The 18289-nt window shown below is 69.3% G+C and carries 18 protein-coding genes; 11 read left to right on the top strand and 7 right to left on the bottom strand.

The window, feature by feature from the left end; genetic code table 11:
• Nucleotides 1–58: 58 nt before the first annotated feature.
• Entirely contained in the window at nucleotides 59–1060 is a 1002-nt protein-coding gene (locus HWX39_RS04190) for an arginine deiminase-related protein (protein ID WP_175965695.1), read from the top strand.
• 152 nt (nucleotides 1061–1212) lie between these two features.
• Here the strand turns inward: HWX39_RS04190 and HWX39_RS04185 are convergent, their stop codons facing one another.
• From HWX39_RS04185 to HWX39_RS04170, 4 genes are all read right to left on the bottom strand, one after another.
• Nucleotides 1213–4014: an Hsp70 family protein gene (locus HWX39_RS04185; protein WP_175965694.1), complete on the bottom strand. Its 2802-nt coding sequence runs from the start codon at nucleotides 4012–4014 to the stop codon at nucleotides 1213–1215.
• A 5-nt stretch (nucleotides 4015–4019) separates the two neighbouring features.
• A complete protein-coding gene (locus HWX39_RS04180; RefSeq protein ID WP_175965693.1) occupies nucleotides 4020–5861 on the bottom strand; it encodes an Hsp70 family protein in 1842 nt (613 codons plus the stop codon).
• Nucleotides 5858–6445 carry a DUF2760 domain-containing protein gene (locus HWX39_RS04175; RefSeq protein ID WP_175004607.1) on the bottom strand — a complete coding sequence of 196 codons (588 nt, stop codon included), beginning with the start codon at nucleotides 6443–6445 and terminating at the stop codon, nucleotides 5858–5860. The genes HWX39_RS04180 and HWX39_RS04175 overlap by 4 nt, the downstream gene beginning before the upstream one ends.
• A gap of 250 nt (nucleotides 6446–6695) precedes the next feature.
• Entirely contained in the window at nucleotides 6696–7136 is a 441-nt protein-coding gene (locus HWX39_RS04170; protein WP_175965692.1) for an Rrf2 family transcriptional regulator, read from the bottom strand.
• A 140-nt stretch (nucleotides 7137–7276) separates the two neighbouring features.
• On the opposite strand from HWX39_RS04170, the gene HWX39_RS04165 reads away from it, so the two are divergent.
• The 5 genes from HWX39_RS04165 to HWX39_RS04145 all read left to right on the top strand — a co-directional run bounded on the left by HWX39_RS04165 (nucleotide 7277) and on the right by HWX39_RS04145 (nucleotide 12397).
• A complete protein-coding gene (locus tag HWX39_RS04165; protein WP_175965691.1) occupies nucleotides 7277–8191 on the top strand; it encodes an NAD(P)/FAD-dependent oxidoreductase in 915 nt (304 codons plus the stop codon).
• 197 nt (nucleotides 8192–8388) lie between these two features.
• Nucleotides 8389–9315 (top strand): LysR family transcriptional regulator, encoded by a 927-nt coding sequence (locus HWX39_RS04160; protein WP_175965690.1) that lies wholly within the window; start codon nucleotides 8389–8391, stop codon nucleotides 9313–9315.
• A gap of 128 nt (nucleotides 9316–9443) precedes the next feature.
• Entirely contained in the window at nucleotides 9444–10574 is a 1131-nt protein-coding gene (locus tag HWX39_RS04155; RefSeq protein ID WP_175965689.1) for a DSD1 family PLP-dependent enzyme, read from the top strand.
• Between the two features lie 109 nt (nucleotides 10575–10683).
• A complete protein-coding gene (locus HWX39_RS04150) occupies nucleotides 10684–11655 on the top strand; it encodes an ornithine cyclodeaminase family protein (protein WP_175965688.1) in 972 nt (323 codons plus the stop codon).
• Nucleotides 11656–11674: 19 nt separating this feature from the next.
• Nucleotides 11675–12397, top strand: coding sequence for an HAD-IA family hydrolase (locus HWX39_RS04145; RefSeq protein WP_175965687.1), 723 nt, complete (start codon nucleotides 11675–11677; stop codon nucleotides 12395–12397).
• A 125-nt stretch (nucleotides 12398–12522) separates the two neighbouring features.
• On the opposite strand, the gene HWX39_RS04140 is transcribed toward HWX39_RS04145, so the two are convergent.
• Both HWX39_RS04140 and HWX39_RS04135 read right to left on the bottom strand, forming a co-directional pair.
• Nucleotides 12523–13140: a glutathione S-transferase family protein gene (locus tag HWX39_RS04140; RefSeq protein WP_175965686.1), complete on the bottom strand. Its 618-nt coding sequence runs from the start codon at nucleotides 13138–13140 to the stop codon at nucleotides 12523–12525.
• Between the two features lie 88 nt (nucleotides 13141–13228).
• A complete protein-coding gene (locus HWX39_RS04135; RefSeq protein WP_175965685.1) occupies nucleotides 13229–13597 on the bottom strand; it encodes a hypothetical protein in 369 nt (122 codons plus the stop codon).
• Nucleotides 13598–13678: 81 nt separating this feature from the next.
• Here HWX39_RS04135 and HWX39_RS04130 point away from each other — a divergent pair, with 81 nt between their 5' ends.
• Nucleotides 13679–14143, top strand: coding sequence for a MarR family transcriptional regulator (locus tag HWX39_RS04130; protein ID WP_175965684.1), 465 nt, complete (start codon nucleotides 13679–13681; stop codon nucleotides 14141–14143).
• A 31-nt stretch (nucleotides 14144–14174) separates the two neighbouring features.
• On the opposite strand, the gene HWX39_RS04125 is transcribed toward HWX39_RS04130, so the two are convergent.
• Nucleotides 14175–14768 carry a TetR/AcrR family transcriptional regulator gene (locus HWX39_RS04125; RefSeq protein ID WP_175965683.1) on the bottom strand — a complete coding sequence of 198 codons (594 nt, stop codon included), beginning with the start codon at nucleotides 14766–14768 and terminating at the stop codon, nucleotides 14175–14177.
• 118 nt (nucleotides 14769–14886) lie between these two features.
• Here HWX39_RS04125 and HWX39_RS04120 point away from each other — a divergent pair, with 118 nt between their 5' ends.
• The 4 genes from HWX39_RS04120 to HWX39_RS04105 all read left to right on the top strand — a co-directional run bounded on the left by HWX39_RS04120 (nucleotide 14887) and on the right by HWX39_RS04105 (nucleotide 18275).
• Nucleotides 14887–15933 carry a saccharopine dehydrogenase NADP-binding domain-containing protein gene (locus tag HWX39_RS04120; RefSeq protein ID WP_175965682.1) on the top strand — a complete coding sequence of 349 codons (1047 nt, stop codon included), beginning with the start codon at nucleotides 14887–14889 and terminating at the stop codon, nucleotides 15931–15933.
• Nucleotides 15930–16691 (top strand): isocitrate lyase/phosphoenolpyruvate mutase family protein, encoded by a 762-nt coding sequence (locus tag HWX39_RS04115; RefSeq protein WP_175965681.1) that lies wholly within the window; start codon nucleotides 15930–15932, stop codon nucleotides 16689–16691. The genes HWX39_RS04120 and HWX39_RS04115 overlap by 4 nt, the downstream gene beginning before the upstream one ends.
• A 132-nt stretch (nucleotides 16692–16823) precedes the next feature.
• Nucleotides 16824–17381, top strand: a complete 558-nt coding sequence (locus HWX39_RS04110) for a carboxymuconolactone decarboxylase family protein (RefSeq protein WP_175966081.1) — start codon at nucleotides 16824–16826, stop codon at nucleotides 17379–17381.
• A 48-nt stretch (nucleotides 17382–17429) separates the two neighbouring features.
• The gene (locus HWX39_RS04105) at nucleotides 17430–18275 is read left to right on the top strand and encodes a helix-turn-helix transcriptional regulator (RefSeq protein ID WP_175965680.1); all 846 of its coding nucleotides are present in this window, start codon (nucleotides 17430–17432) and stop codon (nucleotides 18273–18275) included.
• Nucleotides 18276–18289: the final 14 nt, after the last annotated feature.

Below are 18289 nucleotides of genomic sequence, written 5' to 3'. Positions count from 1 at the left end.
CACACCCGGGCGGCGCGTACCAAGCCGCCCGGCCCGTTGCCTTTCGCTCCCGCCTTCCATGAATCTCGTATCGATCCAGGCGCCGGCCGCCGTCGTGATGATCCGGCCGCACGGCTTCCTGCCGAACCCGCAGACGGCGGCCGACAACGCGTTCCAGCGCACGGCCGAAGGCGGCTCGACCGACACGTCGTCGGTGTCCGCCGCCGCACGCGACGAAGTCACGGCCGCCGCGCAGACGCTCGCCGATGCAGGCGTGCGCGTGCACGTGTTCGACGACCATGGCGAGCGCGACACGCCCGACTCCGTGTTCCCGAACAACTGGTTCTCGACGCATCCGGGCGGCCACGTCGCGCTGTATCCGATGCACAGCCCGAACCGCCGCCGCGAACGGCGCGCGGATGTGATCGAGATGCTGAAGGCCGAGTACCGCGTGCAGGACGTGATCGACTACTCGGGCCTCGAATACGACGACGTGTTCCTCGAAGGCACCGGCGCGATGGTGCTCGACCACGTCGCGCGGATCGCGTACACCGCGCGGTCGCGCCGCGCCGATCCGGTCGCGCTCGAACGCTTCTGCACGCATTTCAATTTCGAACCGATCTGCTTCGATACGGCCGATGCCGACGGGCGGCCGATCTATCACACGAACGTGATGATGAGCGTCGCGACCGAGTTCGCGATGGTCGGCCTCGACCTGATCGCCGACGGCCGGCGTCGCGCCGAGATCGCGCAACGGCTGACCGAAACGGGCCGCACGGTGATCGCGCTCGATGCATCGCAGATCGCGAACTTCGCGGGCAATACGCTGGAATTGTCGGGAAGCAACGGGCGCGTGCTTGCGCTGTCGCGGCGTGCGTTCGATTGCCTCACACCCGACCAGCGCGCGACGATCGAGCACTCCGCACGGCTGCTGCCGCTCGACGTGCCGACGATCGAACTGGCCGGCGGATCGGTGCGCTGCATGCTCGCGGGGATTCATCTCGCGCGGCGGGCGGCCGCGCCGGATACGATCGCCGTCGAATCGGCCGCCTTGCCGCGCGAGACGACGCCGCACATCTGACCCGCAGGCTCGCCAAGCGCAAACGGCTGCCGATGCGATGCAACGGCAGCCGTTTTTGGTTCGAAGGGCATTGAATCGGCGAGCGTCGGCCCGCATCGTCAACGCAGCGGAATGCTCCGGCATCCGAACGATACCGGAGCCCGCCGCACCGTTCACCCCGCCAGCAGCTTCAACCCGGCCGGCAGCGTTTCGCCGAACACGCGCACCGTGTCGGCTTCGTCGAACGCGATTGCCTCGCGCACCATGTCGATCCACGCCGCCGACGCATTCGCGGCCGACAGACGCTTGATCACCGCGTCGCGTGTCTCGTCCGGCAGGTCGCGCGAACGGTCGCCGGTCATCCGCGCGATCTGCGCCGCCGCGAACGCGGCCGGTTCGACCTGTTTCCAGTCGAGCGCGAACAGCGCATCGAGCCAGCCTTTGGCGACTTCCGCCGGCACGACACTGTGCGCGCTGCCATAGAACGGCCGCCGCGCGCCGATGCGCCCGAGCGCCCACGCGCACAGCGCACGATCGGCCGGCTTCTGCAATTGCGCGATCAGCCGCCCGGCCAGTTCGACCTTGCGCTCGACGGGCAGCCGCTCGAGCGACGCGGACAGCCGCGTCATGTCGGCCGGCCCGACCTTGCCCGGATCGAACGGCAGCTTGCGTCGCTTGTCGTCGGTCGGTTCGAGGAACGCGATCGCGTCGCGCACCTGCGCCTGCGCATCGTCGTCGAGACCACCGGCCACGCGCCGCCACAACGTCCACCACTCGGACCACACCTGGGCGTCGGTCACATACTGAATCCCGTCGTCGAACAGCGGCCACAGCTGCTCGATGCGCCACGCATCGAGCGGATGCCCGAACCCCGGACGCAGGCAATAGCCGGCGAGGTTCAGCCATGCCCGTTCATGATCGGCCGAGCGCCGGCGCCGCCGCGCGCGCGCGAGCAGCGCATCGAACAGTTCGCGCGCGAGCGCAACGTCCCACTCCTCGCGCGCGCCGAGCACCTGTTCGAGCTGCGCGCGCAGCCGGCGCGTGTCTTTCGGCGTGACGCCGGCGGCCTTGCTGCCGAACGAGCGCTCGATCAATTCGATCGCCTGGTCGAGACGCGGATGCCGCGCGAGCGCAGCGTCGTCGCCCTGCGCAGGCGCGTCGCCGCGCAACTGGAATTCGAGCCGCCAGCGGCGCGACGCATCGTCGGTCGCGATGCAGTGCATTTCGAGCGTGCCGACCTCGGTCAGCGACGCGGTGAGCTTCACCGGCGTTTCGCGCGCATCGCTGCCCGCCCGCCGCTCGACGACCGTCGCGATCGGCGGCAGCCGCACGAAATCGCCGCCGTCGAGATCGACGAGGTCGCCGGGCCGGTACGCGGTGTCGGCCACCGTCGACACGAGGTGGAAACGCACCGGCTGCCCGAGTTGCAGCGCGAACGTGCGATCGTCGAGCCGGATCTCGTACCCCTCCTCCGCGCCGCGCGGCAGCAGGCAAACGCCACGCGCGGCGGCGCCTTCCGCACCGTCGTCGAGCACGAGGAAATAGCTGCGCGCGGAGCCCCCGCCGATGCGCGGCGCATGCCCGGCGCGCGCGAGCCCGTAGGCCACCGCACCGCGCGCGACCGCCACATCCGGATGCGCGTTGTGCAGCACGTCGAGCGGCGCGCCACGCCACGCGCCGAGCGTCTGCGCGAGACGGCCGGCAAGCGCGCCCGCGCGGAACACGCCGCCGTTGAGCAGCAGCGTGTCGGGCAGCGGGCCTTCGGCATGACGGTTCAGGAACGCGGCGACGTGCCGCGTGACGGCCGCATCGCTCGCATACGGCAGCCCGAATTCGACGATCGCGGCGCGCGCACGGCGCGGCAACTCGCCGGCTTCGACCTGCGGGAAGAACCCTTCGACGACGACCTGCTCGACTTCCTGCCGCGTCAGCTCGGCCGAACGCGCGCCGCCGACGAGCTTGCTGCCCGCGCCGAGCAGCGTGACGTTGACGGATTCGGGTGCATCGTCGCCGAGCAGCCGCTCCTTCGCGGCACGGCACCGCTCGACGAGCTGCGACAGGCTCGCGGCGGACAGCCGCGTGCCGGGCTCGGTCAGCCGCGACTCGACCAGGCGCGCGAGCGCAAGATCCATGTTGTCACCGCCGAGCATCAGGTGGTTGCCGACGCCGACGCGCGTGAAAGTGGGCTCGCCGTCGTCGCCCGGCGCGACATCGACGAGCGTGAGGTCGGTCGTGCCGCCGCCGACGTCGCAGATCAGCACGCGCCGCGCGGCGGCGAACGTGTCGCGCAGCGTGTCGCGCTGGCCGTACAGCCAGTCGTAGAACGCGGCCTGCGGCTCTTCCAGCAGCCGCAGCGCGGGCAGCTTCGCGCGCCGTGCGGCCTCGACCGTCAGTGCGCGCGCGCCGTCGTCGAACGACGCGGGCACCGTCAGGATCACGTCCTGCTTCGCAAGCGGCGCATCGGGAAAACGGGCGTCCCACGCGTCGCGCACGTGCGCGAGATAGCTCGCGCTCGCATCGACCGGCGACACCTTGTCGACGCCGTCGGCCGCGCCCCACGGCAGGATCGCCGCGAGCCGGTCGACCGACGCGTGCGACAGCCAGCTCTTCGCGCTCGTGACGAGCCGGCCCGGCACCTGCGCGCCGAGCGTGCGCGCGTAGCGGCCGATCACGGCCGGCAGCGCGTCACCCGCGCCGCTGTCACGACCGGCTGACCCGCCGTCACGGCCGCCGCCCGAACGGGTGGCCGCGTCGCGTGTGCCGGCCGCCTGCCACGGCAATCTCAACGCGTCCGCCGCGAGCTCGCCGGCCGCCGGGTGATAGCGCACCGACGGCAGCAGCGGCTGCGCGGCCACCGCGCCGGGGCCGACCAGCTGCTCGACGTCGAACACGCGGATCGCGTCGGAACCGGCCTCGACGTACGCGACGACCGTATTGCTCGTGCCGAGGTCGATCCCGACCGTATAACGCTTCATCGCGCTCAGGCGGCGCCGCGCACGTCGAACTCGACCTTCCAGCGCTCGTTCGTGCCGCTCGGGATCGCCTCGAGTTCGAGCGTGCCGGCTTCGGTCACGCGCGCGTGCAGCTTCACTGGCACGACCTCGCCGACGGTGCGCCCTTCGGCGGGCAGCGTCGCCTGGATTTCTTCCAGTTCCTGCAGCTCTTCAGGCGACCAGTAGTCGAGCAGCGTGCCGACCTGGTCCTGGCGGCGCACCGACGAGCCGAAGAAGCGGAACTGCACCGGTTCGCCGACGACGAGGCCGAACTCCTGCGGCGGCAGCGCCGCGTCCGAGCCTTCCTCCATCCCGAACGGCGCGACGCACAGCGCCTGCACCGGCGGTTCGAGCCCCGGCACCGCAGGCATCGCCGACTCGATCGCGACGTAGTACGCGCGCGCCGTGCCGCCGCGAATGCGCACGCCACGGCCGCGTTTCACGTAGCCGTAGTACGCGGCACCACGCGCGACCGCGAGATCGAGATCCGCGCCTTCGAGCAGGCGCGCGGGCGGCGCGCCTTCGGCGTCGAGCCAGCTGTTGAGCGTATCGAGCACGCGCTGCGTGAGCAGCGTCGACTTGAACACGCCGCCGTTGAACAGCACGGCCGTCGGATGCAGGAACGTCGCGCCCTGCGGCAGCGTGCGCTGCACGCCTTCGAGCGAGTCGAGCGCCGCAACCTGGCGGCCGAGGAACGCCGCGAGATGGCGCGTGATGCCCGCGTCCTGCGCATACGGCAGGCCGAGCTGCGTCAGGCCGACGCGCGCGCGGCTCACCGGGCGCGCGGCTGCGTCCACCTGCGGGAAGAAGCCTTCGAGGATCGTCTGCGTGAGTTCCGCGCGTGTGAGCTCCGTGCGGATCGACCCGCCGATCAGCTTCGAGCCGCGGCTCGGCACGACGAGCGGCACTGCGTCGGCCGTCGGGTCGGACAGCAGCGTTTCCTTCGCGGAACGGCACGCATACGTGAGCGCGCGCAGTTGCCACGGGTCGGCCTGCGTGCCCTGCTGCGCGAGCTTGCGGGCCACCACGTGCGCAAGCGCGAGGTCCATGTTGTCGCCGCCGAGCAGGATGTGCTCGCCGACCGCCACGCGATGCAGTTCGAGATTGCCTTCGCGCTCGACCACCGCGATCAGCGACAGGTCGGTCGTACCGCCGCCGACGTCGACGCACAGGATCAGGTCGCCGACCTGCACCTGCTTGCGCCAGCCACCCTGGCTCTTCTGGATCCAGCTGTAGAGCGCGGCCTGCGGCTCCTCGAGCAACGTCATGCGCGAGTAGCCGGCGGCGCGTGCGGCCTCGGCCGTCAGTTCGCGTGCGGCCGGGTCGAACGATGCGGGGATCGTGACCGTCACGTCCTGGTCGGCGAACGGCGCGTCGGGATGCGCGTGGTCCCACGCTTCGCGCAGGTGTGTCAGGTAGCGGATCGAGCTTTCCAGCGGCGACACGCGCGACACCTCCGGCGGCGCATCGCTCGGCAGGATCGCCGCGCGGCGGTCGACGCCCGGGTGGCACAGCCAGCTCTTCGCGCTCGACACGAGGCGGATCGGCGTGCCGGCGCCGCGCGTGCGCGCCATCTCGCCGACCGCGAAGCCGCGCGAGGCCGTCCACGGCAGCGTCAGGTCGCCCTGCGTGAGTTCGCTTTCATGCGGCAGGTAGAGGAACGACGGCAGCAGGTCGCGCGATTCCAGCGCGCCGGGCGCGGTGAGCTGCGCAATCGGCAGCACCTGCTGTGTGATGGTTTCGCCGTCGCTCGCGGCGCTGTCGACGTACGACAGCGCGCAGTGGGTCGTACCGAGATCGATGCCGATCGAATAGCGCGGATCGCTCACAGTTCCACCTCCGCCGGTGCGACGACCGAGGCGTCGTGGCTGCCCGTCAGCTTCGGCAGGCGCACGTCGGCCACGCGCCAGCCGCGATGGCTGACCGTGCCCGTGAACGGCGCGGAACCGACCACGTTGCCCGTCACGCGCACGGCCGTTGCGTCAAAGCCGGCCGGCAGCGTCACGCGGCTGCCTTCGGCTTCGTCGCGCACCGGCACGATCGTGAAGTGTTCGCGCAGCGCGGCGCGGCAGCCGTCGTGCACGAGGCGCGCGGCCGCGCCGATGTCGGCGTCCGCGTAGCCGGCGATGTCTTCCTCGACGAAGTCGATGAAGCGCGCATCGCGCTGCAGCAGGCCGAGCAGTTGCAGCGCGGCCTGCGGGCTCGCTTCGCGCAGCTCGGGCGCCGGCGCCTTCACGGGCGCGGCGGCAGGCGCCGGGGCCGGGGCGGCAGCGGGTGCCGGTGCGACCGGTGCCGGGGCGCCATCGCGCACGCGCAGCACGCCGGCCGCGAACTCGCGGTTGCCGAGCACGGAGAAGAACGTGCCGACGGCAAGCGACAGCCGGCCGAAGAAGGACAGGTTGGATTCGGGCATGGGGTCTGGACTCCTTTAGGCTCGCGACATGGCGAGCGATCTTGCCTGGGCGCCCGGCGGCGGCGTGCGGATTGCGCACTGCCGCCGCCCGGCGCGTGATTCGGTCGCGCCCTCGCGGGTGCGGAAAACCCGTATTTTGCCCTGTGGCGGGCGAACCGGGCAGAAGTTGGGGGACAGACCGTCGCGGCACGCGGGTTTCGGTCGTGCCCGATCGCAGGTCGGCCGCCCCCGGCCGCCATGCTGCGGCGCGTCAGCGCGGCTTGCGTCGCCGGGCCGCCTTCGCGTCGAATTCGCGCGACAGCATGCCGAGCGTGACGTCGCCGAAGCGGGCGAGCAGCGTCGTCTCGGCCTCCTTCAGCGTGGCCGACAGGTGCGCATTGACGGCCTGCTCGACCCGGCATCCGGCCTCGTCGTCGGTCACGAGATCAGAGAACAGCGGCGGCTCGCCCACCGCCCGATAGACGTCGAGCAGCGTGATGTCGTCGAGCGCGACACTCAGCGCCCACCCTCCGCCATGCCCCTTCTCCGACTGCACGTAGCCACGCTCGCGCAAGCCGCCGAGCAGGCGCCGCACGACCACCGGGTTCGTGCACAGCATCGTCGCGATCGCTTCGGACGTCATCGGGCCGTCAGCCTGGTCCAGGTGGATCAGCGCATGCAGCATGCGCGACAAGCGACTGTCGGTTCTCACGGGCGGTGCTCCCCTCTCTCGAAACTTTTGAAGTTGCGTGAATGATACCATCGCCCTATCATGCAACTTCTCGTGTTCCATGAATTGGCCGCCATCGGCGCACGTTCGTCATTCACGCACATTCAGGAGGGGAGCGGGTGATGCATGACCATCATGAAGTGATCGTGATCGGCGGCAGCTTCGCGGGGCTGTCGGCCGCGATGCAGCTTGCGCGGGCGCGCCGCCGTGTGCTCGTGGTCGACGCCGGCCGGCCGCGCAACCGCTTTGCCGCGCATGCGCACGGCTTTCTCGGGCAGGACGGCAAGCCGCCCGCGCGGATCGTCGACGAAGCCGCCGCGCAACTCGCCGCGTATCCGACCGTCCAGCGGATCGCAGGCGACGTGCGCAGCGCCGGGCGCGATGCGCACGGCCGCTTTCACGTGACGCTGGCCGACGGCCGCCGTGCGAGCGCCGACCGGCTGATTCTCGCGACCGGCATCCGTGACGAACTGCCTGCCCTGCCGGGGCTTGCCGAGCGCTGGGGCGTCAGCGTGCTGCATTGCCCGTATTGCCATGGGTACGAGGTGAGCGGCCAGCGGCTCGGCGTGCTCGCCACGCATCCGCTGTCCGTGCATCAGGCGATCCTGCTTCCGGACTGGGGCCCGACGACGTGGTTCACGCAGGGCGTGGTCGAAGCGAACGACGAAGAGGCCGCGTTGCTCGATGCGCGCGGCGTGCGTATCGAGCGCTCGCCGGTCGTGGCAATCGTCGGCGATGCGCCGCGTATCGAAGCATTGCGGCTAGCCGACGGGCAGGTCGTGCCGATCGATGCGCTGTTCGTCGGCGCGCGCACGGTAATGGCAAGCGATCTCGCGCAGCAGCTCGGTTGCGCATTCGACGAAGGGCCGCTCGGCATCGCGATTCGCGTCGACGCGTGGAAGCAGACGAGCGTCGCCGGCGTGTTTGCCGCCGGCGACGCATCGAGCCTGATGACCAATGCAACGTTCGCGTCGGCGTCGGGCGTGGCGGCGGGAGTCGGTGCGCACCGGTCGTTGATTTTCGGGCCGAACGCTTGACGGGAATGCGTGCAGCCGGGTGTGACGCGATGCGCGGCGCTTTCGTCGCGTGACAAAGGCCGACCTGTCGGGCCCGACACGGGCTCGCATACGGTCGTGTCATCGCACGCATTTGCCGCGATCCGCAGCCGCGCCGATGGATTCGCGGCGTGATGTGCGGTTTAATGCTCGGCAACGCCAGCATTAAGAGACATGAAATGCTCGACCTCGACGACCTTCGACTCGTACGCGCGATCGGCACGTCGCGCTCGCTGGCCTCGGCCGCACGGCTGCTAGATCTCACGCCGCCCGCGGTCACGATTCGCCTGCAGCGGATGGAAACGCGATTGAACGCGCGGCTCGCCGTGCGGCAGCCGAAAGGGATCGCGTTGACCGACGAAGGGCAGCGGCTGTACCAGGAAGCCGTCGACATTCTCGAACGCGTGGAGGCGCTGCCGGTCAGCATTGCGGGCGACCACGGCGACGTCCGGGGCACACTGCGCGTCGTCGCCCCGCTCGGCTTCGGCAGAAAGTACGTCGCGCGGATCGTGCGCGACGTGCAACGCGCGCACCCGAAGCTGGAAATATCGCTCCACCTGTCGGAGAGCCCGTTGACCAGTGCGTCGGGCGCCGACGTGGTCGTCCATGTCGGCAGCCTCAAGTCGTCGTCGTGGATCGGATATCCGCTCGCACCCAACGAGCGCTTTCTGTGCGCGAGCCCGGCCTATGCACGTCGCATCAAGCAACTGAACCATCCGTCCGACCTGGCCCGCTACGACTGCCTGTGCCTGCGCGAGAACGACGAGGACATCCCGCGATGGCGCTTCTCGCCAGGCGGCAACGCCAGGGACGAGCCGCGACGGTCCACCGTGATCCGCGTCAGCGGCGCGCTGTCGTCCAACGACGGCACCGTCATCACGGAATGGGCGCTCGCCGGGCTCGGGATCCTCGAACGCTCCGAGTGGGACGTCGCGCCGCTGCTGGCGAACGGCAAGCTCGTGCGGTTACTGCCCGACTGGCGGCTGCCGCCCGCGCCGGTGACGGCGCTGCTGCCATCGCGCACCGGCCGTTCCGCGCGGCAACGGGTGTTTCTCGAAGCCGCGACGCGGTTCCTGAGCCCCCCGCCATGGCGCGGCGACGCATGAGCCGCGCCCCGGCCCGCGCGATCCGGTCGATTAAACCGCATTTAATGCCGGATTAGCCGTGCGTTAAACACGGCGCCCGTCGACGCCTCTACAGTGTTCGCATCGGCAACCCTCAGAGGCAACGCATCGTGGATCTTCAAACCCTCAACACCCCGGCCGCCCTGGTCGACGTCGGCCGCATGCGTCGCAACATCGGCCGCATGCAGGCGCATCTGGACGCGCTCGGCGTCAGGTTCCGGCCACACGTCAAGACCACCAAATGCGCGCACGTCGTCGATGCGCAGCTCGCGGCCGGCGCGCAGGGCATCACGGTGTCGACGCTCAAGGAAGCCGAACAGTTTTTCGCGCACGGTATCCGCGACATCGTCTACGCAGTCGGCATGGTGCCCGCGAAGCTGGGCCAGGCGCTCGCGCTGCGCCGGCAGGGTTGCGACCTGAAGCTGGTCGCCGACAGCCTGGCGGCCGCGCACGCGATCGCCGAATTCGGGCGCGCGCAAGGCGAGCGCTTCGACGTATGGATCGAGATCGACGTCGACGGCCACCGCTCGGGGATTCCGCGCGACGCCGACCTGCTGATCGACGTGGGCCGCGCGCTGGTCGACGGCGGGATGGTGCTCGGCGGGGTGCTCGCGCATGCGGGCTCCAGCTACGAATACGACACGCCCGAAGCGCTGGCGGCAATCGCCGAGCAGGAACGCAGCCGCACCGTGCGGGCAGCGGAACGCCTCCGGGCCGCCGGGCTGCCCTGCCCGGTCGTGAGCATCGGTTCGACACCCACTGCCCTCGCGGCGGAACACCTCGACGGCGTGACCGAGGTGCGCGCCGGCGTGTACGTGATGTTCGATCTCGTGATGCACAACATCGGCGTGTGCGGTCTGTCCGACATCGCACTATCGGTGCTGACCACCGTCATCGGGCACCAGGAAGAGAAAGGCTGGGCAATCGTCGACGCGGGCTGGATGGCGATGAGCCGCGACCGCGGCACGCAGCGTCAGGCGCGCGACTTCGGCTACGGGCAGGTCTGCACCGAACACGGCGACGTGCTCGGCGACTACGTGATGAGCGCCGCGAACCAGGAGCACGGGATCGTGTCGTGCGTGGGCTCACCCGACGCCGACATCGCGCAACGGTTCCCGATCGGCACCCGCCTGCGCATTCTGCCGAATCACGCGTGTGCCACCGGTGCGCAACATCCCGAGTATCAGGCGCTCGGCGACGACGGCGACGCGCAAACGTGGCCGCGCTTCTACGGGTGGTGAGCGAAACCGTGCGCCCACGTAGCCACGTCGAATCATTGAATATTTATCCAAATCTGGACAAAATTTATATAACCCAGATTCACCTTGCGCCGAAAGCGCTCGCCTGAACATGCCGACAGACGCCCGACTCCTGCTCCTCGACCGCGATACGGTCGAACCCGCCCTCCAGGCCGCGCAAGTGACGGCGGCGGTTCGCGAAGCCTTCGTGCTCCACAGTCAACGAGCCGGGCGCGTGTTCCCGGTGGTCCGCGAGAAACTGCACACCGGCGGCGTGTTCGGCATCAAGTCGGGAGATGTCGCGAATCAGGATCTGCTCGGCTTCAAGGCGGCCGGATTCTGGCCCGGCAACCGGGTGCTCGGCGGCGAACCGCATCAGGCGACCGTCGCGCTGTTCGACCCGGCCACCGGCCGCCCGCTGTGCATCATGGACGGCAATGCGATCACCACCGCGCGAACCGGTGCCGCCGGCGGCCTCGGGCTGCAGTTGCTCGCACGGCGCGACAGCACGCGAATCTGCGTGTTCGGCACCGGCGTGCAGGCGCGCGTGCAGCTCGACTACGCACTCGCGCTGCTGCCGCAACGGTGCACGGTGCGGTACGTGAACGTCAGCGGCGAGCCCGATCCCGTATTCGAATCGACCTTCCGGGAACGATGCACGATCGGCGTGGCTCGCGACCGGCACGACGCGGTGGCCGACAGCGACGTGGTCATCACGGCAACGCCCGGCGGCGGCCCGCTGTTCGATGCGGACGCGGTTCAGCCAGGCACCCACCTGACCTGCGTGGGCGCCGATACCGCCGGCAAGCGTGAGCTTCCGGCAGGCGTGCTGGAACGCGCCCGCATTTTCGTGGACGATCAGGACCAGGCGCGCAGCATTGGCGAGTGCCAGTGGGCGCCGGATTTGCCAGGCACTGAAATCGGTGACATCCTCGCCGGAACCGCGACGGTTAGCCGTGCGCCGCACGAGATCACCGTCTTCGACATGACTGGGCTTGCGCTTCAGGACCTGACCGTCGCACGCTTCCTGTATCGACAGGCCCTCGAAAACGGCACCGGACGCTCCATTCCGTGGCCCTGGTAAACGACCTTTTTCAACCGCCATGCGTCTCACCCAAGTTTCTGCCCTCTCGTTCGACCTGGACGACACCCTGTGGCCGTTCGGGCCGTCCGTCGTACGGGCCGAGCGGGCGCTTCGCACGTGGTTGATCGAGCACGCGCCCGGTACCGAAAGCGTGCTGCCCACGCAGCAGGCGCTAAGCGACTTGCGTGAGGAATACGAACGATTGTGCCCCGATCTCGCCGGCGACTTCCGCGCGATGAGAATCGGTTCGATCCGGCTGGCGCTGGAGCGGGCGAACGAAGATGTCGCGCTCACCGACCGTGCGTACGCAGCCTTCTATGCCGCGCGCAACCGGGTCGAATTCTATGAGGATGCGTTGCCGGCGCTCGCGTGGTTGAGCGCGCGGTTTCCGTTGATCGCGGTGACCAACGGCAACGCGGATCTCCGGCTGACCGGCGGCGGCGAATTCTTCCGTGCGACGCTCAGCGCGCAGGCGTTCGGCGTCGCGAAGCCGGAGCCCGGGATATTTCATGCGGCGGCGGAAACGCTCGACGTGCGTCCGGCGGAACTGCTGCATGTCGGCGACGATTACCACCTCGATATCGTCGGCGCATTGAATGCGGGGCTTCAGGCGGCATGGGTGGTTCGCGATACGCATCCGGAAGCGGAGCGCGTCAAACAGCAGGCCGCGACGCCGCACCTCACGTTCAGCGACCTGTCGATGCTGTGTCACGCGCTTGGTGGGCCTGACGACGTTTCGTGAGCACCCGCGTGCGCCGCGTTAGCGACGCACGCGTCACCCCGTGAACGCGGCGAAACCGCCGCTCACCGACTGCACAAACCTAGCGGTCGGCCGTGCCGATGCAGCGCACGACCGACCACCGCGCGTCACGCCGCCTTGCGCGCGTCCGCGATCCGCTGCGGCGCTTTCGGCCGCGCATACAGCCGTTCGAGATACGCCCGCAAATTCGGAAACGATTCGATCAGGTTGCACTCGCCCGCCCAGTCGATCAGGTAAGCGGTCACGCAATCGGCTACCGTCAACGTATCGCCGACGATGAACTCGCGCCCTTCGAGATGCTTGTCGAGAATCGCGGCCATCGTCTTGAAATCCTCCCGCGCCAGTTCGATGTCGGCCGGCGAGCGCTTCTCCGGCGGATAGATGAACGCGTGCCGCGTGATCCGCCACAGCGGCTGCTCGAGCTCCGTCACCGCGAACATGACCCACCGGTAAGCCTCGGCCCGCCGCGCCGGATCGGCCGGCAGCAGCGCCTTCTCCGGGTACTTGTCCGCGAGATACAGCACGATCGCGGCCGATTCGGGAATCACGAGATCGCCGTCCACCAGCACGGGCACCTTGCCGGCCGGATTGAGGCGCAGGAACTCAGGCCGCTTGTGCTCGCCCTGAAGCAGGTTCACCGAGATGAACTCGAAATCGGCATCCAGCTCCTTCAGCCCCCACAGCGCGCGTTGCGAGCGGGTGCCGGCAAATCCGTAAAGCTTCATCGCCAGTCTCCATCCAGAATGTCGGGAAAACGTCCGCAGGCCGGCCACCGCGCATCGCCGATACGCGACGCGTGGCCTCGCGCGTCGTTCACGCGCCGGGAATCGCCAGCACCGGCATCACGTCGATCGCCACGCCCGGGAACAGCGTGAAATGCGGATGGCCTTCGAACAGCGCGGCCGCCGCGTCGTGCGAGGCCGCCCGCACGACGGTAAAGCCGCTCATCGCGTTCGCCGTGTCCTTGACGCCGGTCGCATCGATGGTCTTCGTCTTGCCGAGCGGCCCGCCCATCTCGACGATCGCGTCGCGATGCCGGTCGACCCATGCGTGCCATGCGGCGATGCCGTCACGCTCGCGCGTGCGCCGCGCCTCTTCCGGCAGCGCCATCCAGGCCTTCATGGCGGGACTCTCCTTGCCTCCGAGAAACACCGCGAGATACAACTGCTGTTGAGCACTCATGCTGCCTCCTCCGGTGGCGGACGCGACGGGCTGCCGCGCCTCGACCTTGACAAGATAGGTTGATATCAACACAATTGCAACATGGCACGAAAAGAAAAGCTCCCTTTCGAAACGACGCTGATGGTGCGCGATTGCTGCCTGTGCCTGCACATGCAGCGCGCGGCGCGCAATCTTGCGCGGATCTTCGACGATGCGCTGCGCCCGCTGGATCTCACCAACGGCCAGTTTTCGCTGCTGATGTCGCTGAACCGGCCGCAGCCGGCACCGATGAAATCGGTCGCGTCGCTGCTCGCGATGGACCGCACCACGCTCACGGCCGCGCTCAAGCCGCTCGAGCGGCGCGGCCTGGTCACGATCCTCCAGGATCCGGACGACGGGCGCAGCCGCCTGCTCGAACTGACGCCGGCCGGCCAACACCTGCTGGCCGAAGCGTTTCCGCTTTGGCAACAGACGCATGCCGAGATCGAACGGCCGTTCGCACCGGGGGAAGTCGATCAGTTGCGCGGCCAGTTGCGCGCGCTGGCGGTCGACCCGGCGCGCGACTGAACCGGCGCGCGGTTCGCTGCGGCGGCAGCGCTTATTTCCGGCCCCGCTTCGGCAACAGCAGTTGCGCAAATGCCTGCAGGAAGGCCACGGGCCCGTGCGCATGCAGCGCCTGCCCGCTGCTCAGCGCACCGTCGATGACGGTTGCGAGCCGCAATGCGAAAGTTTCCGGTTCGTCGACGCCGATCGCCCCGGCCAGCTCGGTCAGCCGGCGCCGCAGTTCCTGCTTGTGCGCGACGGCCACCTTGCGGGCCGGATGGTTGCCGTCCGCGTATTCGGCGGCAATGTTGATCTGCGGACAGCCACGATAGCCGGGGCGCGCAATGCGTTCGCCGATCCATTGCAGTTGCGCATCCAGTTCCTCGCGCGGGGTGCGCCGGTACCGCGCGGCCACCGCATCCCAATGCGCCCAGAAATCGGCGTCCTCGCGCAGCAGGAACGCTTCGATCAGGTCGTCCTTCGTCGCGAAGTGACGATAGAGGCTCGTCTTCGCCACGCCTGCCTGCGCGACGATCAGGTCCACGCCGACCGCGCGCGTACCCTCCCGGTAGAACAGCTCGCTGGCCGTTCGCAGAATGCGTTCGCGCGTATCGGGCGCGTTCCCTGGTGTGCCTGTGTCCTTTTTCATCCCGACCCGGCCTGGCTGGCCGCCCACTCCCGCAACAGTGATCCGATCATAGCACCGCCGGCTTGACGACGATACAGGTCTGTACTATAAAACAGACCGTTCTGTATCGGAACGGATCATGGACGATCGAACGACGGTTGCAGTCTATGGCGCCACGGGTCACACCGGGCGGTTTGTCGTCGCCGAGCTGGCGCGGCGCGGCCTGCGCGCGATTCGCGTCGGGCGCGATGCCGCGCGGCTCGCGGAAGACGGCGGCGATGCGACGCTCGCGCGCGTCGCGGCGATCGACGATCCGGCCGCGCTCGACGCCGCGTTGCACGGCACGGATGCGGTGATCAACTGCGCGGGCCCGTACCTCGATACCGCGCTGCCGCTGGCCGATGCCGCGCTGCGGGCCGGCCTCCCCTATCTCGACCTGACGGCCGAGCAGCCGTCGGTGCTGGCGCTGGCCGAACACGGCGACGCGCGGGCGCGCGCCGCCGGCGTGACCATCGTGCCGGCCGCGGCGTTCTACGGCGGCCTGGCTGACCTGCTCGTCACGGCCGTCGTGGACCAGCACCAGCCGATCGAGCGCGTCGATATCGCGACCGGGCTCGACCGCTGGCACCCGACGCGCGGCACGCGCGTGACGGGCGGACGCAATCGCGCGGTGCGACTCGTGCTGAAGGACGGCAAGCCGACGCCGGTGCCGTCGACCGCACTCGAACGCGCATGGCCGTTCCCGCCGCCGATCGGCCGCGTCGACGTGACATTGCTGCCGTTTTCCGAAGTGATGACACTATCGCGTCACCTGCGTATCGACACGATCGAATCGTGGCTCGCGACCCCTGCGCTGCGCGACGTGCGCGATGCCGCCACGCCGCCGCCCGAGCCGACCGACGCGCTGGGACGCTCGGCGCAGCGGTTCGCGATGGACGCGATCGTCGTGCAGGGCGGCACGACGCACCGCGCGACGGCGTCCGGGCAGGACATCTACGCGGTGAGCGCACCGATCATCGTCGAGGCAGCCGTGCGCCTGATCGCGGGCAACACCGCGGTGTCGGGCGGCGTGCGCAGTCTCGGCGAGCTGTTCGACGCGCGCGATTTTCTCGCGGCGCTCGATACGGTGGCAGTATCGTTCGGCACGACGACCGACCCCGTTTTCCACAAGGAGACACAAGCATGAGCAGCAATGAGAAGGGCGCGTATTTCCGTTCGCTTCACCGCGCAGGCCAGCCGCTGGCGCTGTTCAACGTGTGGGACGCCGGCAGCGCGCGCACGGCGGCCGACGCGGGTGCCGTCTCGCTGGCAACCGGCAGCTGGTCGGTTGCGGCGGCCAACGGTTTCGTCGACGGCGAGCAGATGCCACGCGCACTGATGATGGAAGTGCTGGAGCGGATCACGCGCGCGACCGACCTGCCCGTCACCGTCGATCTCGAAAGCGGGTACGGCGAGCGGCCGGAAGATGTGGCCGAGACGATCGCGCTCAGCATCCAAGCCGGCGCGATCGGCTGCAATCTCGAAGACAGCTTCCCGGCGACGGGCGAATTGCGTAACGTCGAAGAAGCGGTAGCGCGTCTCGCGGCTGCACGGCAGGCGGCCGATCGTGCAGGCGCCGACTACTTCATCAATGCGCGTACCGACGTGTTCTTCAAGGCGCCGGCCGACACGCACGACGAACGCCTGCTCGACGCCACGCTGGCCCGCGCACGCGCGTATGCCGCGGCCGGCGCCGATGGCCTGTTCGTACCGGGGCTGCGCTCGCCGGCGCTCATCCGCGCGCTGACGGCCGCCTCGCCGCTACCGGTGAACGTGATGCGCATCGCGGAGACGCCGACGCTCGCCGAATTCGCGGAATACGGCGTGGCCCGCATCAGCCACGGGCCGTATCCGTACCTGCAGGCGATGAAGACGCTGGCGGAGATGGTCAGGCAAGGCGGCTAGCCGCTTCGGGGAGTGGACGGCTTCGCGCGCATCGAATGATTACATCCGATGTAATTGGCGCGCGACGCGGCCGCTCCTACGCTTCGGGTGTCGCGCCGCCATTCCGGCGGCGCTCACCACCCCGGAGTCATCATGTCCGCCTATCCGCTTCACACCATCGACTCGGCGCCGGCCGCATCCAAGCCCGTCCTCCGGCAGCTCCAGCAAACCTTCGGCATCGTCCCGAACATCGCGGCGGCCATGGCCGCGTCGCCGGTGCTGATCAACGGCTTCATCGGCCTGTTCGAGCGCGTGCACGCCAGCAGCCTCACCGAGCCGCAGATCCAGACGCTCCTGCTCACCAACGCGGTCACGAACGCGAGCGAATGGCCGGTCGCCTTCCATACCGCGCTTGCGCTGAAACAGGGGGTGACCCGTGCCGACGTCGACGCGATCCGCCGCGGCGCTCTGCCGGGCGACGCGAAACTGGCCGCGCTGTCGGCCACGGCGCGCAAGCTGATCGACACCCGCGGCCGCCTGGCCGATGCCGACCGGCAGGCGTTCCTCGACGCGAGCTTCAGCGACGAACAGTTGCTGGAAGTGATCGCGGTGGTCGCCGCATCGACTATCACGAACTACGTCGGCAGCGTGACGCGGCCCATGATCGAAGCGCCGTTCGACGCGTTCGCGTGGCATGCGAACGCCGCGTGAGTCCGATATAGTCGAGCGCGTCGCTTACGGAACGCCCTGGGAGGCACGATGAACGCCAGCCGCCGCGAACCGCACGCGCCGCCGCGCGAACTGGGCCAGTTGCTGCGTTACTGGCGCGACGTGCGCGGCGTGAGCCAGCTCGATCTGTCGCTCGACGCGGGCATCTCGCAGCGCCAGATCAGCTTCATCGAAAGCGGGCGCAGCGTGCCGGGCCGCGACACGCTGCTGACGCTCGCGCAGGCACTGGACGTGCCGCTGCGCGAGCGCAACGCACTGCTGCTCGCGGCCGGCTATGCACCGGTGTATTCGGAAGCGCCGTGGGACGCGCAGGAGATGAACGGCGTGATCCGCGCGCTCGAACGGGTCGTGCGCCAGCACGATCCGTTTCCGGCGATCGTGATGGACCGCCACTGGAACGTGCTGATGACCAACGACGCGGCACCCCGCTTTTTCGGCTGCTTCATCGAGATGGCCGCGCGCGGCGGCCCTCGCAACCTGCTGCGCCTGATGTTCGATCCGCACGGCATGCGGCCGTTCGTGGCCGACTGGGAGACGGTGTCGCGCAGCCTGCTGCAGCGCGTGCATCGCGAATCGGTGGGGCGCGTGATCGACGACGACACGCGGCGACTGCTCGACGACCTGCTCGCCAGCCCCGATGCCCCGCACGACTGGAACACGCCGCCGGCGCCGGCCGCCGCACCGTCGCTGCCGGTGATCCCGATCGGCTTCGTGCACGAAGGCGTCGTGCTGCGTTACTTCTCGCTGGTCACGACGGTGGGGACGCCGCAAAGCGCCGCCGCGCAAGAGCTGCGCATGGAGTGCATGTTCCCCGCCGACGACGCGACGGAGGCGCGCCACCGGCAGTTGCTCGACACGCACGCACCGGTGCGCTGAGCGGCGGGCCGCCA

The organism is Burkholderia sp. BCC0322, assembly GCF_902833045.1.
GTDB lineage: Bacteria > Pseudomonadota > Gammaproteobacteria > Burkholderiales > Burkholderiaceae > Burkholderia.
The sequence above is the reverse complement of the archived record's forward strand: the minus strand, read 5'-3'. Positions and strand labels throughout refer to the sequence as shown.